16 protein-coding genes are annotated in these 16,396 nt (G+C 67.6%); 13 read left to right on the top strand and 3 right to left on the bottom strand.

What is annotated here, in order from left to right; genetic code table 11:
* The first annotated feature begins 185 nt into the window (after positions 1-185).
* Genes gspG through ASF77_RS11685 form a run of 11 tightly spaced genes read left to right on the top strand, consistent with a single transcriptional unit; the run spans position 186 to position 9,792 of the window.
* On the top strand, positions 186-641 hold the full coding sequence (gspG, locus tag ASF77_RS11635; RefSeq protein ID WP_056339220.1) for a type II secretion system major pseudopilin GspG: 456 nt from the start codon (positions 186-188) through the stop codon (positions 639-641).
* 29 nt (positions 642-670) lie between these two features.
* Complete coding sequence (locus ASF77_RS11640; RefSeq protein WP_056339222.1) at positions 671-1,858, top strand: type II secretion system F family protein; 1,188 nt, start codon at positions 671-673, stop codon at positions 1,856-1,858.
* A complete protein-coding gene (locus tag ASF77_RS11645; RefSeq protein WP_056339224.1) occupies positions 1,855-3,540 on the top strand; it encodes a GspE/PulE family protein in 1,686 nt (561 codons plus the stop codon). Before ASF77_RS11640 ends, ASF77_RS11645 begins: the two co-directional genes overlap by 4 nt.
* The gene (locus ASF77_RS11650; protein WP_056339227.1) at positions 3,533-4,357 is read left to right on the top strand and encodes a hypothetical protein; all 825 of its coding nucleotides are present in this window, start codon (positions 3,533-3,535) and stop codon (positions 4,355-4,357) included. The genes ASF77_RS11645 and ASF77_RS11650 overlap by 8 nt, the downstream gene beginning before the upstream one ends.
* A gap of 8 nt (positions 4,358-4,365) precedes the next feature.
* Positions 4,366-4,923, top strand: a complete 558-nt coding sequence (locus ASF77_RS11655) for a hypothetical protein (RefSeq protein WP_056339229.1) — start codon at positions 4,366-4,368, stop codon at positions 4,921-4,923.
* Positions 4,920-5,531 (top strand): hypothetical protein, encoded by a 612-nt coding sequence (locus ASF77_RS11660; protein ID WP_229445403.1) that lies wholly within the window; start codon positions 4,920-4,922, stop codon positions 5,529-5,531. The genes ASF77_RS11655 and ASF77_RS11660 overlap by 4 nt, the downstream gene beginning before the upstream one ends.
* The gene (locus tag ASF77_RS11665) at positions 5,528-6,112 is read left to right on the top strand and encodes a hypothetical protein (protein ID WP_056339230.1); all 585 of its coding nucleotides are present in this window, start codon (positions 5,528-5,530) and stop codon (positions 6,110-6,112) included. Before ASF77_RS11660 ends, ASF77_RS11665 begins: the two co-directional genes overlap by 4 nt.
* On the top strand, positions 6,112-8,190 hold the full coding sequence (locus ASF77_RS11670; protein WP_156648865.1) for a secretin N-terminal domain-containing protein: 2,079 nt from the start codon (positions 6,112-6,114) through the stop codon (positions 8,188-8,190). Before ASF77_RS11665 ends, ASF77_RS11670 begins: the two co-directional genes overlap by 1 nt.
* Positions 8,191-8,192: 2 nt before the next feature.
* Positions 8,193-8,669: a type II secretion system protein gene (locus tag ASF77_RS11675; protein ID WP_056339234.1), complete on the top strand. Its 477-nt coding sequence runs from the start codon at positions 8,193-8,195 to the stop codon at positions 8,667-8,669.
* 2 nt (positions 8,670-8,671) lie between these two features.
* On the top strand, positions 8,672-9,058 hold the full coding sequence (locus tag ASF77_RS11680) for a type II secretion system protein (protein ID WP_056339237.1): 387 nt from the start codon (positions 8,672-8,674) through the stop codon (positions 9,056-9,058).
* A 2-nt stretch (positions 9,059-9,060) separates the two neighbouring features.
* Complete coding sequence (locus ASF77_RS11685) at positions 9,061-9,792, top strand: type II secretion system protein (RefSeq protein WP_056339239.1); 732 nt, start codon at positions 9,061-9,063, stop codon at positions 9,790-9,792.
* A 6-nt stretch (positions 9,793-9,798) separates the two neighbouring features.
* On the opposite strand, the gene murJ is transcribed toward ASF77_RS11685, so the two are convergent.
* Positions 9,799-11,349: a murein biosynthesis integral membrane protein MurJ gene (gene murJ, locus ASF77_RS11690; RefSeq protein WP_056339240.1), complete on the bottom strand. Its 1,551-nt coding sequence runs from the start codon at positions 11,347-11,349 to the stop codon at positions 9,799-9,801.
* 220 nt (positions 11,350-11,569) lie between these two features.
* Between murJ and rpsT the strand changes: the two genes are divergently transcribed.
* Positions 11,570-11,836, top strand: a complete 267-nt coding sequence (gene rpsT, locus ASF77_RS11695; RefSeq protein WP_056339242.1) for a 30S ribosomal protein S20 — start codon at positions 11,570-11,572, stop codon at positions 11,834-11,836.
* 306 nt (positions 11,837-12,142) lie between these two features.
* On the opposite strand, the gene ASF77_RS11700 is transcribed toward rpsT, so the two are convergent.
* Positions 12,143-12,937: a DUF2243 domain-containing protein gene (locus ASF77_RS11700; RefSeq protein ID WP_056339245.1), complete on the bottom strand. Its 795-nt coding sequence runs from the start codon at positions 12,935-12,937 to the stop codon at positions 12,143-12,145.
* Between the two features lie 392 nt (positions 12,938-13,329).
* Here ASF77_RS11700 and ASF77_RS11705 point away from each other — a divergent pair, with 392 nt between their 5' ends.
* Positions 13,330-15,564 carry an NADP-dependent isocitrate dehydrogenase gene (locus ASF77_RS11705; protein ID WP_056339246.1) on the top strand — a complete coding sequence of 745 codons (2,235 nt, stop codon included), beginning with the start codon at positions 13,330-13,332 and terminating at the stop codon, positions 15,562-15,564.
* A gap of 171 nt (positions 15,565-15,735) precedes the next feature.
* Here the strand turns inward: ASF77_RS11705 and ASF77_RS11710 are convergent, their stop codons facing one another.
* Positions 15,736-16,296: a pseudouridine synthase gene (locus ASF77_RS11710; RefSeq protein ID WP_056339248.1), complete on the bottom strand. Its 561-nt coding sequence runs from the start codon at positions 16,294-16,296 to the stop codon at positions 15,736-15,738.
* Positions 16,297-16,396: the final 100 nt, after the last annotated feature.

Genomic DNA, 16,396 nt, shown 5'->3' on the forward strand with positions numbered 1-16,396 from the left:
GTGCCGCAAGGATATCTATGGGAAAGGGGGCGGTATGCGTTTTTTTTCCCCTTCCAAAGTTGAAAGAAATGTTGTCCGAACGCTTGACGGCATGGTAGCCTTGCGCGTCATTGCTGTGTCAGATTGGAGCCGCGCCGCGGGCGCCGGCCGGCCAGTCAAACAGAAGTTTTCGAGGAGTCGGACGGATGCACGCAGTAACGTTACACACAGCAAGCTCGCCATCGGTTGCGCGTGCGCGCAGTGCCGGTTTCACGCTGCTCGAGTTGTTGGTCGTGATCGTCATCATCGGTTTGCTGGCTGCCTATGTCGGCCCCAAATACTTCGGCCAGCTCGGCAAGTCCCAGGTCACCATTGCCAAGGCCCAGATCGAAGCCTTCGAAAAGTCGCTCGACACCTACCGGCTCGACGTCGGCCGCTACCCGACCGCCGAGGAAGGCCTGGCGGCCCTGATGAGCGCGCCGCCGGCGGTGGCGCCGAAGTGGAACGGCCCCTACCTGAAGAAGGGCATCCCGCCCGATCCGTGGGGCCATGCTTACCAGTACCGTTCGCCGGGCAGCAAGGGCGACTACGAGATCATCTCGCTCGGGCGCGACGGCCAGCCGGGCGGCAGCGGCGAAGACGCCGACGTCAGCTCGCAGTAATTCCCCTACGCTCACCGGAAGCAGCTTCCATGCAGTTTGTCGTCCGTACGCTCGCGCCTGACATGTCGATCGCCAGCCAGGTCGTCGACGCGCCCGACGAGGCCGACGCGCGCCGCCAGTGCGAGTCGCGCGGCCTCTACATCAGCGCGGTCGAACCGGTCGGCCGCGGTCTCCAGCGCCGCAAGAGCACGCGCCACCTGCCGCTGGTGCTGTTCAGCCAGGAATTGCTGGCGCTGCTGTCGGCCGGCCTCGGGATCGTCGAGGGACTGGAAGCCCTGCTCGAAAAGGAAACCAATCCGGGTACGCGCGGCGTGCTCGAGCGCCTGCTTGGCGGCCTGCGCGAAGGCAAGCGCTTCTCGAAAGTGCTGGCCGAACAGCCCGACCTGTTCCCGCCGCTGTACGTCGGCATCGTGCGCGCCGCCGAAGGAACCAGCGACCTGCCGCGTTCCCTCGCGCGCTTCATCGATTACCAGCAGCGCATCGACCTGGTGCGCGCCAAGCTGGTGAGCGCCGCCATTTATCCGGCCATCCTGCTGATGGTCGGCGGCGGCGTGAGCGCCTTCCTGGTCGGTTACGTGGTGCCGCGCTTCGCCGAGGTCTACCAGGGCGCTGGACGCGACCTGCCGTGGATGTCGCAAATGCTGCTCGGCTGGGGCCAGTTCGCCGCCAACCATGGCGCGCTGCTGGCGACGAGCGCCGGCGCCGTGCTGGCCGCCGCCGTGCTCGGGCTGCGCCAGCTGGCGCGTAGCGGCGCGCTGGCGCGCCTGGTGCAGCGCCTGCCGGGCATCGGCGAGCGCGTGCGCATCTACGAACTCTCGCGCCTGTACCTGACGCTCGGCATGCTGACCGAAGGCGGGATCGTCATCGTGCAGGCGATCGAGACCGTGCAGGGCATGGTCTCGCCCGCCGTGCGCGCGCGCCTGGCGGCGGCGCGCGCGGCGATCGAAGCGGGCCAGCCGCTGTCGACCGCATTCGAGGCGCATGGCCTGACCACCCCGATTTCGCTGCGCATGCTGCGGGTCGGCGAGCGCACCGGCGACATGGGGCCGATGCTGACCCAGTCCGCCGCGTTCTACGACGGCGAGATCAGCCGCTGGATCGACCGCTTCACCCGCACCTTCGAGCCGCTGCTGATGGCGGCGATCGGCCTGGTCGTGGGCGCCATCGTGGTCTTGCTGTACATGCCGATTTTCGACCTCGCCGGAGACATGTCCTGAACGCGCCCCTGTTCGATTCGGCCTTGCTGGCGCGCGCCCGCGCCGCCAGCCGCGCCTCGCACCGCCCTTTGGTGGCCGAGCTGGAAGCGGCCAGCGGCCTGGAGCCGCGCCAGATCGTGCAGGCGCTGGCCCAGCCCTTCGGCCTGTCCGTGATGGAAACGGCCGAGATGCTGAGCCAGGCGCCGGCCTTCGACCTGCTGCCGCTGGCCTCCGCCCTGGCGCGCCACTGCGTGCTGCTGCGCGGCGCCGACGGCAGGCTGACCGGCGTGGTGCCCGATCCTTTCGACCTCGACCTGCAGACCTGGCTTGCCACCCAGGCCCGTACCAGCGCCAGCGCGCCCCTGCACCTGCGCCTGGCGCTGCAGTCCGACATCCAGGCCTACCTGTCGAAGCAGGAGGAATCGGCGCGCGCGGTCGACACCCTGGCGCCGGGCGCGAGCGAGGGCCGGCGCGACGGCAAGACGGCCGCCGTGCTGTCTTTCGCTTCGGTGTCGGAAGGGGCCAGTCCTGCCGTCAAGCTGGTCAACTCGACCCTGTACGACGCCCTGAAAGCCGGGGCCTCGGACATCCACCTCGAGAGCACGGCCGGCGGCCTGGCGGTGAAATACCGCATCGACGGCGTGCTCGATCACGCCACCTCGGTGGGCGGCATCGAGACGGCCGAGCAGATCATCTCGCGCCTGAAAGTGCTGGCCGAACTCGACATCGCCGAACGCCGCGTGCCCCAGGACGGCAGCTTCCGGGTCGAGGCGGGCGGGCGCGAGATCGACCTGCGGGTGTCGATCATGCCAAGCATCCATGGCGAAGACGCGGTGATCCGTATCCTCGACAAGCGCGCCATGATCGAAGCCTACGGCGCCCTCACGCTCGAAGCCCTCGGTTTCGACGCGCCTTCGCTGGCGACCCTGCGCACCCTGGCGCAGGAAGCCTACGGCATGCTGCTGGTGACCGGCCCGACCGGCTCGGGCAAGACGACGACGCTGTACGCCGCGCTCACCGAGATCCACAACGGACGCGAAAAGATCATCACCATCGAAGACCCGGTCGAATACCAGCTGCCCGGCATCCTGCAGATTCCGGTCAACGAAAAGAAGGGCCTGACCTTTGCCAAGGGCCTGCGTTCGATCCTGCGCCACGACCCCGACAAGATCATGGTCGGCGAGATCCGCGACCGCGAGACCGCCGAGATCGCGGTGCAGTCGGCCTTGACCGGGCACCTGGTGCTCACGACCGTCCACGCCAACAACGTGTTCGATGTGTTCGGCCGCTTCACTCACATGGGGATCGATCCGTACGCCTTCGTCTCCGCGCTGAACGGGATCTGGGCCCAGCGCCTGATCCGCACCAATTGTCCGCACTGTGCCAGCGAGTACACGCCGACCGACGCGGAACTGGACGGCGTGCACCTGGCGCGCGCGGACGTCGGCGACTACGTGTTCAAGCGCGGCAAGGGCTGCGGCGACTGCCGCGGCACCGGCTACAAGGGCCGCCGTTCGATCGCCGAGATCCTGACCCTGAACGACGAGATCCGCGAGCTGATCGTCGACAAGCGCCCGATCCGCCAGATCAAGGCCGCGGCCCACGCGAACGGCACCCGCAGCCTGCGCCTGGCGGCGCTCGACCTGGTGCGGCGCGGCGCCACCACCCTCGACGAAATCAGGCGGGTGACCCTGCATGCTTGAACGCTTAACTCATTCCTATCGCATCGGCGTGGCGCCCGACGGCCTGGCCCTGCTGGAACGCACGCGCGGCCTGCGTCCGCGCAGCCGCCTGCTGGCCGAGGCGCGCATGGACGCGGCCGACGGCGGCGCTGCGGTCGGCAACGGCCTGCGCCGCCTGCTGGCCGAGGTGCCGGCCGCGGGCCGTGCGGTGACGGTCGTGCTGGCCGACGAACTGGCGCGCATCTGGCATGTCGCGCCGCCGCGGGGCGCCAGCCGCATGGCCGACCTCGAGGCAGCGGCAGCCTTGCGCTTCCAGGGCTTGTTCGGCGCGCCGGCGGCCGGCTGGAAGATCAGCGCCGACTGGGATGCCGACCGTCCCTTCCTGGCCGCGGCCGTACCGGCGCCGCTGCTGGCGAGCCTGCAGGAAGTCGCCCTCGAGCAGCGCCTGCACCTGGTGGACATCGCCCCCCGCTTCGTCGCCGCCCTGAACGGCTGGCGCAAGCTGCGCCGCCCCGGCGCCTGGTTCGCGCAGGTGGAGGGCGCGGTCTTGACGCTGGCCGTGTTCGACGCCGGCGCCCCCGCGGCGGTGCGCACCGCGCTGGTGCCGGCGGGCGCCGGCCGCGACTGGTTCGAGGCGCACATCGCGCGCGAAGCCTTGCTGGTCGGGGCAGGGGAGCCGGCCCTGGTGCAGGTCTGCGGCGCGGGCGAGGGCCACCCCGCACGCGCCTGGGCGTGCCAGGCCGGCGGCACCGGGCCAGCCTGCATGCTGCTGGGCGCCGGCGACGATTCCCGGCTGTCGGGCGCGGCGCGGCTGGCCGCCACCGGGAGCGCTGCATGAGCTGGGGAATGAAACGTATCCGCATCGACTTTGCCGAGCCGAGCCTGCGCCGCACGCTGTTCCATACGCCGCGCCTGGCCTGGGCGCTGCTCGCAACCGGGATGGCCCTGTGCGTGCCGGCCGCGCTGCTCGCCAGCCGGTACCTGGCCGAGGAACGCGCGTTCGAGGCGGAACTGGCGGCGCGCGCTACAGCCGCCGGGGCGCCCGCAGCACCAATGGCTTCGCAGGCCGCCGCCCGCGCGCCGCTCCTCACCCCGGCCCAGGCCGGCGCCGTGAACGCGGCCATCATGCAATTGAACCTGCCCTGGCGCGACCTGCACGATGCGGTCGCGGCCGCGACCCCGCCCACGGTGGCGCTGCTGGCCCTCGAGCCGGACGCCAGGCGGCGCGTGCTGCGCATCACGGCCGAAGCGCGCAACAGCGACGACATGCTCGCCTATGTGGAGCGCATGGGGAGTCTGGCGTGGTTCGAAGGCGTGGCCCTGACCCGCCACGAAATCAACGAACAGGATCCGAACCGGCCGATCCGCTTCCAGTTCGATGCCCAATGGAGGCCGCAACGATGAAGGCCACGATGAACACGCACGGCGCCAGAACCGCCTGGCTGCGCCTGCGGATCGCGCTGGCCACGGCCAGCCCGGTGGCCCTCGGCGCGTTGCTGCTCGCCGTCTGCGCGGCGGCGGCCATCGCCTGGCTGCTTCCGGCGCGCGAACTGCTCGAGCAGCAGCGCGTGCTGGCGCGCCGCGTGGCGGCCCTGCCGGCGGCGCCCGTGGAACAGGCGGCGCCGGCCACGGACGATTATCACCTGTCCCTGTTCCACGGCACACTCGGCGAACGGCGTCACGCCGGGCAGCAGGTCAAGACCCTGTTCGCGCTGGCGGAAGAGTCAAGCCTGGTGCTGCGCCAGGGCGAGTACAAGGCGGCCTTCGAGCGCAACGCGCGCCTGCACACCTACCAGGTGACCCTGCCGGTCAAGGGCAGCTACGGCGCGATCTGGCAATTCGCGCTGGCGGCCTTGCGTGCGATTCCGTTCGCCTCGCTCGACGACATCAGTTTCAGGCGCGATGCGATCGGCGAGGCGCAGGTGGAAGCGCGCCTGCGCCTGACCCTGTATCTGCAGGACACGCCTCTGCAAGACACGCCTTTGCAAGACACCCCTGGAGCGGCGCCATGAAGCCGCGTCACCTGCTGATGGGCGCTGCCCTGGTCGGAGCGGCGGCGCTGCTCGCCTTTGGCGACAACAGCCCCGAGGGCGAGGTGGCCGAAGCGGTGGTGCGCACCGCGCCGGCGGCGGACGGCAAGCTGGCCGAGCGCGCGCGGACGCCGGCCGTGCTGCCCGCGCCGGCGCAGGGGCGCAGCGAGTCGTCGGCAAGCGCCGCACCGCAGGCCGCACCGCATATCTTGCGCCTGCTGCCGCGCCATGCGCTGCTCGCGCCGGGCGATGCGAAGGAGGGCGCCGACGTCTTCGGCAGCCGCGACTGGACGCCGCCGCCGGCGCCGCCGCCGGCTCCGGCCGCGCCGCCGCCACCGCCGCCGCCGAGCGCGCCGCCGCTGCCGTTTACCCTGCTCGGCAAGGCGCTCGAGAACGGCGCCTGGGAAGTCTACCTGGCGCGCGCCGGCAAGACCTATGTCGTAAAACCGAAGACCGTCATCGACGGCACCTACCGGGTCGAGGCCATCGCGCCGCCGATCCTGACCCTGACCTATCTGCCCCTGAACCAGATTCAGCAGCTAAATATTGGAGCATTCGACTGATGGCTAGTCATCCGCATGGCATGTTGCGGCGCGCGCCGCGCGCACTCGCCGCATCGCTGCTCGCCTTGTTCCTGGCCGGTTGCGCCGGCCAGAACGCCTTCCGCGAGGGCCACGAGCTGATCGCGCGCGACCAGATCGACGCCGGCCTGGCGAAGTACCGCGAAGCCGTGGCCGCCGATCCGGGCAATGCCGCTTTCCGCAGCGCCCTGCTGGGCGCGCGCGACCGCGCCGCCACGCGCCTCATCGACAGCGCCGAACGCCGGCTGGCGGCCGGCGACGCCGGCGCCGCGGCCCAGGATTACGCGCGCGTGCTCGCCTTCGATCCGGCCAACGAACGGGCCCGCGCCGGCCTGCGCCAGGTCGAGGCCGATGCCCGCCACGTCAGGCTGATGAACGCGGCGAACGAGGCATACGAGCAAAAGGATCACGAGACGGCGCGCCAGCACGCCACGGCGATCCTGACCGAGCGCCCGGATCACGAGCCGGCGCGCCTGCTGCTGGCGAAGATCAACGAGGCGGCGGCGCGCCCGGGAGAGAAGGGCCTGGCAGCCGCCTACCGCACGCCGATCAGCATCGAATTCCGCGACGTCGCCCTGAAGCAGGCCTTCGAGGTGATCGCGCTGCGCTCGGGCCTGAACTTCGTGTTCGACAAGGACGTCAAGACCGACGCCCGCACCTCGATCTTCCTGAAGAACAGCAACGTCGAAGCCGCCATCTACTTCCTCTTGATGAGCAATCAGCTCGAGCAGCAGGTCATGGACGGCAACACCGTGATGATCTATCCGAACACCGCGGCCAAGCTGCGCGAATACCAGGAGCAGACGGTCAAGACCTTTTACCTGGCGAACGCCGACGCCAAGACCATCGGCAATACCCTCAAAACCATCGTCAAGTCGCGCGACGTCGTGGTCGACGAAAAGCTGAACCTCGTGATCGTGCGCGACAGTCCGGAAGCGATCCGCCTGGCCACCAAGCTGGTCGCCCTGCAGGACGTGGCCGAGCCGGAAGTGATGCTCGACGTCGAGATCCTCGAGATCAAGCGCAGCAGCATTACCGAACTCGGCGTTGCCTGGCCGACGACGCTGGGCTTCGCGCCGCTGCAGGCGGCCGGCGGCGCACCGCTGACGATCGATGCGCTGCGCGGCCTGGCCAGCAGCAGGATCGGCGTGAGCGGCGTGTCGGCCAGCCTGAGCGCGAACCGTACCGACGGCGATTCGAACACCCTCGCCAACCCGCGCATCCGCGTGCGCAACAAGGAAAAGGCGAAGGTCGTCATCGGCGACAAGGTGCCGAACATCTCGGCCACCGTGTCCCTGGGCGGCACCAACAGTGTGTCGACCGACACCGTCACCTATGTCGACGTCGGCCTCACGCTCAACGTCGAGCCGACCATCTACCTCAACAATGAAGTGGCGATCCGCATTGCGCTCGAGGTCAGCAACGTGGTCGATACCCTGCGCACCGCGTCCGGTTCGGTGGCCTACCGGATCGGCACCCGCTCGGCCAACACCATGCTGCAGCTGAAGGATGGCGAGAACCAGGTGCTGGCGGGGCTGATCAACAATGAAGACCGCAGCAGCGGCAGCAAGGTGCCGGGGCTGGGCCACCTGCCGATCGTCGGGCGCCTGTTCGGACGCACCAACGATACGTTCGACAAGACCGAGATCGTGCTGTCGATCACGCCGCACCTGGTGCGCAAGGTGCAGCGTCCGCCGGCCAGCGCGTCGGAGTTCACGGCCGGTACCGAGGCGAACTTCCGGCGCCGTCCGGAGTCGCAGGCCGTGGTGGTGACGGGAACGCCGGTGCGCGTCCCGGCCAGCCAGCCGGCGCCTGCAGGTTTGCCTGCAAATGCGCCTGCAAATGCGCCCCCAAGCGCGCCTGCGAGCGCGCCGGCGCCGGCGCCGGGTTCGGGCCAGAGCGTGCCGGCGTCGGCGCTGCCAAGCACGCCCTCGCTGGGCACGCCGGTGCCGGCATCCGCGGCCGCGCCGGCCGGCGTGCTGGTCACCCCGGCGCCGTCCGGCGTCGTGGTCACGCCCATCGTGACGCCACCGGCGGCGCCGCAGCCCCAGGGCCAGTAGCCATGCGTCGCTCCGCCCGCGGCTTCACGCTGATCGAACTGCTGGTGACGCTGGCGATCCTGGCGCTGCTCGGCACGCTCGTGGCGCCGGTGGCGCAGGTCACGGCGCAGCGCAAGCAGGAGGGCGAGCTGCGCAGGTCGCTGCGCGAGATACGCGCCGGGATCGACGCCTACAAGAAGGCTTTCGACGACGGCCGCATCATGCGCCGCGTCGGCGCCAGCGGCTATCCGCCGAAGCTGGAACTGCTGGTCGAGGGCGTGCCGGATCTGCGCAGCCCGAAGCGCGCCAAGATTTTTTTCCTGCGCCGCCTGCCGCGCGATCCCTTCAATCCGGATCCCGGCCTGCAGGACGCCGAGACCTGGGGCAAGCGCAGCTACGCCAGCGAAGCGGCCGAACCGCGCGAAGGCGACGACGTGTACGACGTGTATTCGACCTCGACGCGGCCGGGCCTGAACGGCGTGCCGTACAACCGGTGGTGACCATGAACGCCAACTTCACGCGAGCGCGCGGCTTTACCCTGATCGAACTGCTGGTGGTGCTCGGCATCATCGCCTTGCTGCTGACGCTGGCGGTACCGCGCTTTTTCCCGAGCATCGACAAGTCGCGCGAGACGATCCTGGCCGAGAACCTGCGCAACACGCGCGAGATCATCGGGCAGTACTACAGCGACACGGGACGCTATCCCGATTCGCTCGAGCAGCTGGTGGAGAAGAAATACCTGCGTGCGCCGCCCTTCGATCCGCTGACCGAAAGCAGCGCGACCTGGACGCTGGTGCCACCCGAGGACACGACCCTGGGCGGCGTCTACGACCTGCGCAGCGGCGCGCCCGGCAACGACGGCAGCGGCAAGCCGTACGCCGACTGGTAAGCATGGGGCGGTGCCCGCACCGGCGCCAGGCCGGCTTTACCTATGTCGGCATGATCGTGTTCGTCACGATCATCGGTCTCGTCGGCGCGGCCACGCTGAAAGTCGGCGCGCTGTTGCAGCGCGCGGAAGCGGAAAACGAATTGCTGGCCATCGGCGCCGAGTTCAGCGCGGCGCTCGCCAGCTATGCAGCGGCCACGCCGCAAGGCCAGCCGACGCAGCCGGCCTCGCTCGAGGCCCTCCTGCGCGATCCGCGCTTTCCCAATCCGCGGCGCCACCTGCGCAGGATCTTCGTTGACCCCATCACCGGACGCGCCGAGTGGGGGCTGGTGCGGGCGGCCGAGGGCGGGCCGATCGTCGGGGTGCACAGCCTGTCGCAGGCGCAGCCGCTCAAGGTCGCCAACTTCGACGCGCGCTTCGTCAATTTCGAGCACAAGCGCCACCTGTCGGAATGGCGCTTCGTGGCCAATAGCCAGGCGCTGGCCGGGAACGGCGCCGCGCCGGGGCAGGGCGCCCCGCCTGGAGCGACGATGTTCCCGCCGCCGGCCGCGCCGGCCGCCCCGACCGCCGCTCCGGTCGGGGAGCAGGCCGCGCTGCCCGAACCGGAACCGCCGCCGGAACCGCCCAAGCCCGACGAGGAAGAAGAAACGAAAGAAGAAGAAACGAAAGAAGAAGAAACGAAAGAAGAAACGCCGCCGCCCGAACCCGCATCGGAAGCAACCCGGTCGGGCTTTTGAAGGGACTTATTTTGCGCGGCGCTTGAAGTCGCGCGGACGGAAGCCCAGCGCGATCAGGACGGCGAAATAGCTGGCAGCGCTCAGGACGATGATGCCGAGCAGGGCGCCACCGCGCAGGAAGGGCCGGGCGCGCAGGGCGATCCAGTCGAACTGGATCTGGCTGAACCAGGCCACTGCGCCCATCACCGCCACGGCCGCCATCAGCTTCAGGAAGAAGGCCAGCCAGCCGGGCTGCGGCACGTAGATGCGGCGGCGGCGCAGGCCGCTGTAGAGCAGCGCGGCATTCAGACAGGCGCCTACGCCGATCGACAGCGCCAGGCCGGCCACGCCGAACAGCGGCACGAAGACCAGGTTCAAGAGCTGGGTCGCGACCAGCACGCCGACCGCGATGTTCACCGGCGTGCGCACTTCCTGGCGCGCGAAAAAGGCGGGCGCCAGGGTCTTGACCAGGATGAAGCCGAGCAGGCCCGCGCTGTAAGCCATCAGCGGCAGCGAGGAGTGGGCGACGTCGGCGGCATCGAACGCGCCGTAGTGGAACAGGGTGGCGATCATCGGCGTGGCCAGGGTCGCCAGGCCCACTGCCGACGGGATCGACAGCAGGAAGGTCAGGCGCAGGCCCCAGTCGAGCAGGGACGAGTATTCGGTGGTGTCGCCCTCGGTATTGGCTTTTGCCAGGCCCGGCAGAAGGATGGTGCCCAGCGCCACGCCGAGCAGGGCGGTCGGCAGTTCCATCAGGCGATCCGCGTACTGCAGCGCGGTGACGGCGCCGGCGGCCAGGCTGGCGGCGATGGTGGTGTTGATCAGGAGACTGATCTGGGCGGCGGCGACGGCGAACACGGCCGGCCCCATCTTGCCGAGCATGCGCATCACGCCGGCGTCGCGCAGGCCGGTGAAGGGATTGACCGACAAGCGCGGCAGCATGCCGAGCTTGAGCAGCGAAGGAAGCTGGAGCGCCACCTGCAGTACGCCGCCGATGCAGACGCCGACGGCCATCGCATAGATCGGCTGCGCGAACCAGTCGGCCATGACGACGGCGGCGAAGATGAAGGAGATGTTCAGCAGCACCGGGGTGATCGCCGGGATCTTGAACTGGCGCCAGGTATTCAGGATGCCGCTGGACAGGGCAACGAAGGCCATGCAGGCGATATACGGGAACATCATGCGCGTCATGACGACGGCGGCGTCGAAGGCGGCCGGTTCGCGCTGCAGGCCGCCGCCGATCCAGTAGATGAGGACGGGCGCGGCCAGGATGCCGGCGATGCTGACCAGAACCGTGGCCCAGATCAGCACCGTGGCGACGTGGTCGACCAGGGTCTTGGTCGCCTCCTGGCCGTATTTGGTCTTGTATTCGGTGAGGATGGGCACGAAGGCTTGCGAGAACGCGCCTTCGGCGAACAGGCGCCGCAAGAGGTTCGGCAGGCGGAAGGCGATGTTGAAGGCGTCGGTGAAGTTGGAGGCGCCGAAGGTGGCGGCGAACAGGCTTTCGCGCAGCAGGCCGGTCACGCGGGACACCATGGTCATGCTGGAAATGGCAGCGAGGGTCTTGAGCAGATTCATGGGGCGAGATTATAGCTGGGCAATACGCAGTGCACTGCGTGCTTCCGCGCTTGACGGTGTCGAAAATGAAGAATGAATTGCCAGAAGAGGGTTGTTTCGCTATAATCGTGGGCTGTACTGAATTCTGTTAGCAGACACATATGTTTGGCAGGCACTGGAATGGGCCAGTTTGACTCGCTAATGTTTGCAAACGCAACTTGACCCCGATTTAGGAAATTCCATGGCAAATACCGCACAAGCGCGCAAACGCGCTCGTCAAGCAGTTAAGCAAAACGCACACAACAGCGCTCAGCGTTCGACCCTGCGCACCGCCATCAAGGCCGTCCGCAAAGCCATCCAGGCTGGCGACAAAGCTGCTGCAACCAGCATCTTCCAGTCGTCCGTGTCGACCATCGACAGCATCGCTGACAAGAAAATCATCCACAAGAACAAGGCCGCTCGCCACAAGAGCCGCCTGGCTGCTGCCCTGAAAGCCCTGTCGGCCTAACAACCGGTTGGCGCGCGGCCCCGGCCGCGCTGGCAGTACAGTGGAAGAAGAACCCGCCCGGCGCAAGCCCCGGCGGGTTTTTCCGCTTTCGGATCGTTTGTTATCCGATATCGGAATCGATGGCGATAGTGCACCGTAGGGCGGGCATGCCCGCGTACGTGCCGATATGCGCCGTACCGTCATTTGTATGGTTCAGGTAGCCAGCCGAGCTCGTCGTCGCGTTTATTCAACCAGCGAACGCGTGGGCATGCCCACCCTACGGTGCGCGTCCGCTACGTACGAGAATGTGTTCGATAAATTCCGACATCACCCCCGCGCCGACGTCCAGGCGAGACACCCCACCGCCAGCGCCGAGTTGCTCACCATCCAGGCCCCGTGCCGGTAGAGCAGGGCGGTCTTGCCGCGATCATTCACATCCAGCGCCCACACGTCCCCCTTTGGCGACGACCACAGGATGCGCCCGTCGACCGCGTCGATGCCGGCGAACACCTGGCTTGGCGCGGTCCCCGGCTTGAAGAACACCATGGTTGTGCTGACGTCCGGCGGCGGCAGGGCGGCAACCGGGCCGCCGATCAGCACCGCCAGCACCAGCGCCGCCGCGCCGCCGCGCCCGCCGGCAGTGCCATTCCCGCGCCGCAGCCGCAGGCCGAGCACGACGAAAGCGACGCCAAAGACCACGAACCACAGCAGATCCCAGAACAGCAGGTTGTCGCTATCGAGCCGGATGCGGTGGATGCCGAGCACCCAGTGCGACAGGATGCCGTCGAGGATGTGCCAGGCGCCGAAGCCGAGCGCCGCATTGGCCAGCAGCAGGCGGTCGCCGCCCCCGCCGACGTGGTGGCGGCCCTTCCACAGTTTCCACAGCCCGGCAAAGGCGAGCACGTACATCAGCAGGTGGAAGAAGCCGTCAACCATGATCTGCACCCGGATGTCCTGGAAGGGTGGCCGTGTGACGAGCGAGAGCAGGTGATGCCATTGCAGGATCTGGTGCAGCAGGATGCCGTCGAAAAAGCCGCCCAGGCCGAATCCCAGCAGGTAGCCGGCCCAGCCGAGCGAGCGCGATTCGGAGATGAAGGTGGCATCGGTCTGGCGGACGGTCATGGCAACTCCCTTGGGAAAAATCGGCGCTGCGGCCGTGCCGCCATCCTAGCGCGTTCGCCCATCCGCCCGCGCCGCGCAGCCGTATGGCCTCGTCGCGACGGCCTTCGGCTTGCTAAAGCTGTGGCGCACAGTAAAATACTGGTGCATAATGTGAAACGCTCGTCTTATGTCTTATAGAAGACTTGGGCGGAGGAAGAGGTCTCCCGGCGGTGCGGCATGCAGCGCATATCGCAGCTGGCCGGGCCGCCTTCGTGTCCGATTCCCCTTCGCCCGAAGGAGGAGTAGCATGAGCGGCGAGGCGCGTAGGACGTCGCGTTCTTCGCGAACGAAGACCAGCGTTACTTATTGAGTTGAACCATCGCGACCGTTCGCGAGAACCGAGGAAAAAGCGCATGAGCAGTAATCCGACCATCATCTATACCCTGACCGACGAGGCGCCGCTGCTGGCGACCCACGCCTTCCTGCCTGTCGTCAGCACCTTCACCAAGGCCGCCGGCATCGACGTCGTCTCGAGCGACATCTCGGTCGCCGCCCGTATCCTGGCCGCCTTCCCGGAAAACCTGACGCCGGAACAGCGCGTGCCGGACGCCCTGGCCGAACTGGGCAAGAAGACGCTCGAGCCGGACGCGAACATCATCAAGCTGCCGAACATCAGCGCCTCGGTCGGCCAGCTGACCGCCGCCATCAAGGAACTGCAGGAGAAGGGCTATAACCTTCCTGACTACCCGGCCGATGCCAAGACCGAGGAAGAAAAAGCCATCAAGGCGCGCTACAACAAGTGCATCGGTTCCGCCGTGAACCCGGTGCTGCGCGAAGGTAACTCGGATCGCCGCGCACCGCGCGCCGTGAAAGAGTACGCACGCAAGAACCCGCATTCGATGGCCGCATGGTCGCCGGCCTCGCGCACCCACGTCTCGCACATGACCCATGGCGACTTCTACCATGGCGAAAAGTCGATGACGGTGCAAGGCGCCCGCGACGTCAAGATGGAACTGGTCACCAAGAGCGGCCAGACGGTCGTCCTGAAGCCGAAGGTCGCGCTGCAGGATGGCGAGATCATCGATTCGATGTTCATGAGCCGCAAGGCCCTGCTGGAGTTCTACCAGCAGCAGATCGACGACGCCAAGGAAACCGGCGTCCTGTTCTCGCTGCACGTCAAGGCGACGATGATGAAGGTCTCGCACCCGATCGTCTTCGGCCACTGCGTGCGCATGTTCTACAAGGAAGCCTTCGAGAAGCACGGCGCCCTGTTCGACAGCCTCGGCATCAACGTCAACAACGGCATGGCCGACCTGTACAGCAAGATCGCCAACCTGCCGGCCTCGCAGCGCGAAGAGATCGAGCGCGACCTGCATGCCTGCCAGGAGCACCGTCCGGCGCTGGCCATGGTCGACTCGACCAAGGGCATCACCAACTTCCATTCGCCAAACGACGTCATCGTCGACGCGTCGATGCCTGCCATGATCCGCGCCGGCGGCAAGATGTACGACGCCAATGGCCGCCTGAAGGAAGTCAAGGCCGTCATCCCGGAATCGACCTTCGCCCGCATCTACCAGGAGATCATCAACTTCTGCAAATGGCATGGCGCCTTCGATCCGAAGACCATGGGCACCGTCCCGAACGTCGGCCTGATGGCCCAGCAGGCCGAGGAGTACGGCTCGCACGACAAGACCTTCGAGATTCCGGAAGCGGGCGTGGCCAACATCACCGACCTCGCCACCGGCGAAGTGCTGATGAGCCAGAACGTCGAGCAGGGCGACATCTGGCGCATGTGCCAGGTGAAGGACGCGCCGATCCGCGATTGGGTCAAGCTGGCCGTGACGCGCGCGCGCAACTCGGGCATGCCGGCCGTGTTCTGGCTCGACCCGTACCGTCCGCACGAGAACGAGCTGATCAAGAAGGTGCGCACCTACCTGAAGGATCACGACACGACCGGCCTGGACATCCAGATCATGTCGCAGGTACGTGCGATGCGCTACACGCTGGAGCGCGTCAAGCGCGGCCTGGACACCATCTCGGTGACCGGCAACATCCTGCGCGACTACCTGACCGACCTGTTCCCGATCCTGGAACTGGGCACCTCGGCCAAGATGCTGTCGATCGTCCCGCTGATGGCCGGCGGCGGCATGTACGAAACCGGCGCCGGCGGTTCGGCGCCGAAGCACGTGCAGCAGCTGACCGAAGAAAACCACCTGCGCTGGGATTCGCTGGGCGAGTTCCTGGCCCTGGCCGTGTCGCTGGAAGACCTCGGCATCAAGACCGGCAGCGCCAAGGCCAAGGTTCTGGCGAAAACGCTGGATGCCGCGACCGGCAAGCTGCTGGACAACCGCAAGTCGCCTTCGCCGAAGACCGGCGAGCTCGACAACCGCGGCAGCCAGTTCTACCTGTCGCTGTACTGGGCCCAGGAACTGGCCGCGCAGACGGAAGACGCCGAACTGGCGGCTTACTTTGCACCGCTGGCCAGGAGCCTGGCCGAGAACGAGCAGAAGATCGTGCAGGAACTGCTGGAAGTGCAGGGCAAGCCGGTCGATATCGGCGGCTACTACAAGGCGGACGACGCCAAGGTGAAGGCCGTGATGCGTCCGAGCGCGACCTTCAACGCGGCGCTGGCTTCGCTGGGCGCGTAACTTAGCTTAGCTCGCAAAGAAAAACCCGCCTGGCTTTGGCCCGGCGGGTTTTTTTATTGGTAGGGTGGGCGCCCTGTGCCCACCAAATGGATGCGCCAACGCGACGCCACGTTTTGGTGGGCACGGGGCGCCCGGTGAAACCGTGGGCGATGCCATTGGCATCGCCCACCCCTACCGCTTCACCGCCGACACGGGCACCTCGGCGAACTCGCCCGGCATCAAGGGATGCGTCTGCAAACTGAACGGCCCGATACTGCTGCGCACCAGCCGCAGCGTCGGCAAGCCGACCGCCGCCGTCATCCGCCGCACCTGCCGGTTCTTTCCTTCTTCCAGCGTAATCGCGATCCAGCTCGTCGGCTTGTCCTGGCGCGTGCGGATCGGCGGGTTGCGCGGCCACAGCCATGCGGGTTCGGCGATGCGCACTGCGCGGCAGGGTTTTGTCACGAAGTCGCCCAGGTCGAGCGGCGCCTGCAGGCGCGCCAGGGCGGCCGCGTCGGGGACGCCATCGACCTGCACCAGGTAGATCTTCGCTTCCTTGTGGTCAGGGTGCGCGATCTTGTGCTGCAGGGCGCCGTCGTCGGTCAGCAGCATCAGGCCTTCGCTGTCGGCGTCGAGGCGGCCGGCGGGGTAGATGCCGGGAATGCTGAGGTAATCGGCGAGCGTTTCCCGGTCGTCCTGCGACGAAAACTGGCACAAGACCTGGAAGGGTTTATTGAAGAGAATAAGCGGCATGAATAATGTTTGGAGCAAAACCGGGAAAGGCAGGTGAAACGCTGGCCGCCCGAGCATGGCATCTGGCAAAATAGTGGTGCATAATGCAAGTCGCCATCTT

It is taken from the genome of Massilia sp. Leaf139 (assembly GCF_001424165.1).
In the GTDB taxonomy this organism is placed as follows: Bacteria; Pseudomonadota; Gammaproteobacteria; order Burkholderiales; family Burkholderiaceae_D; genus Telluria.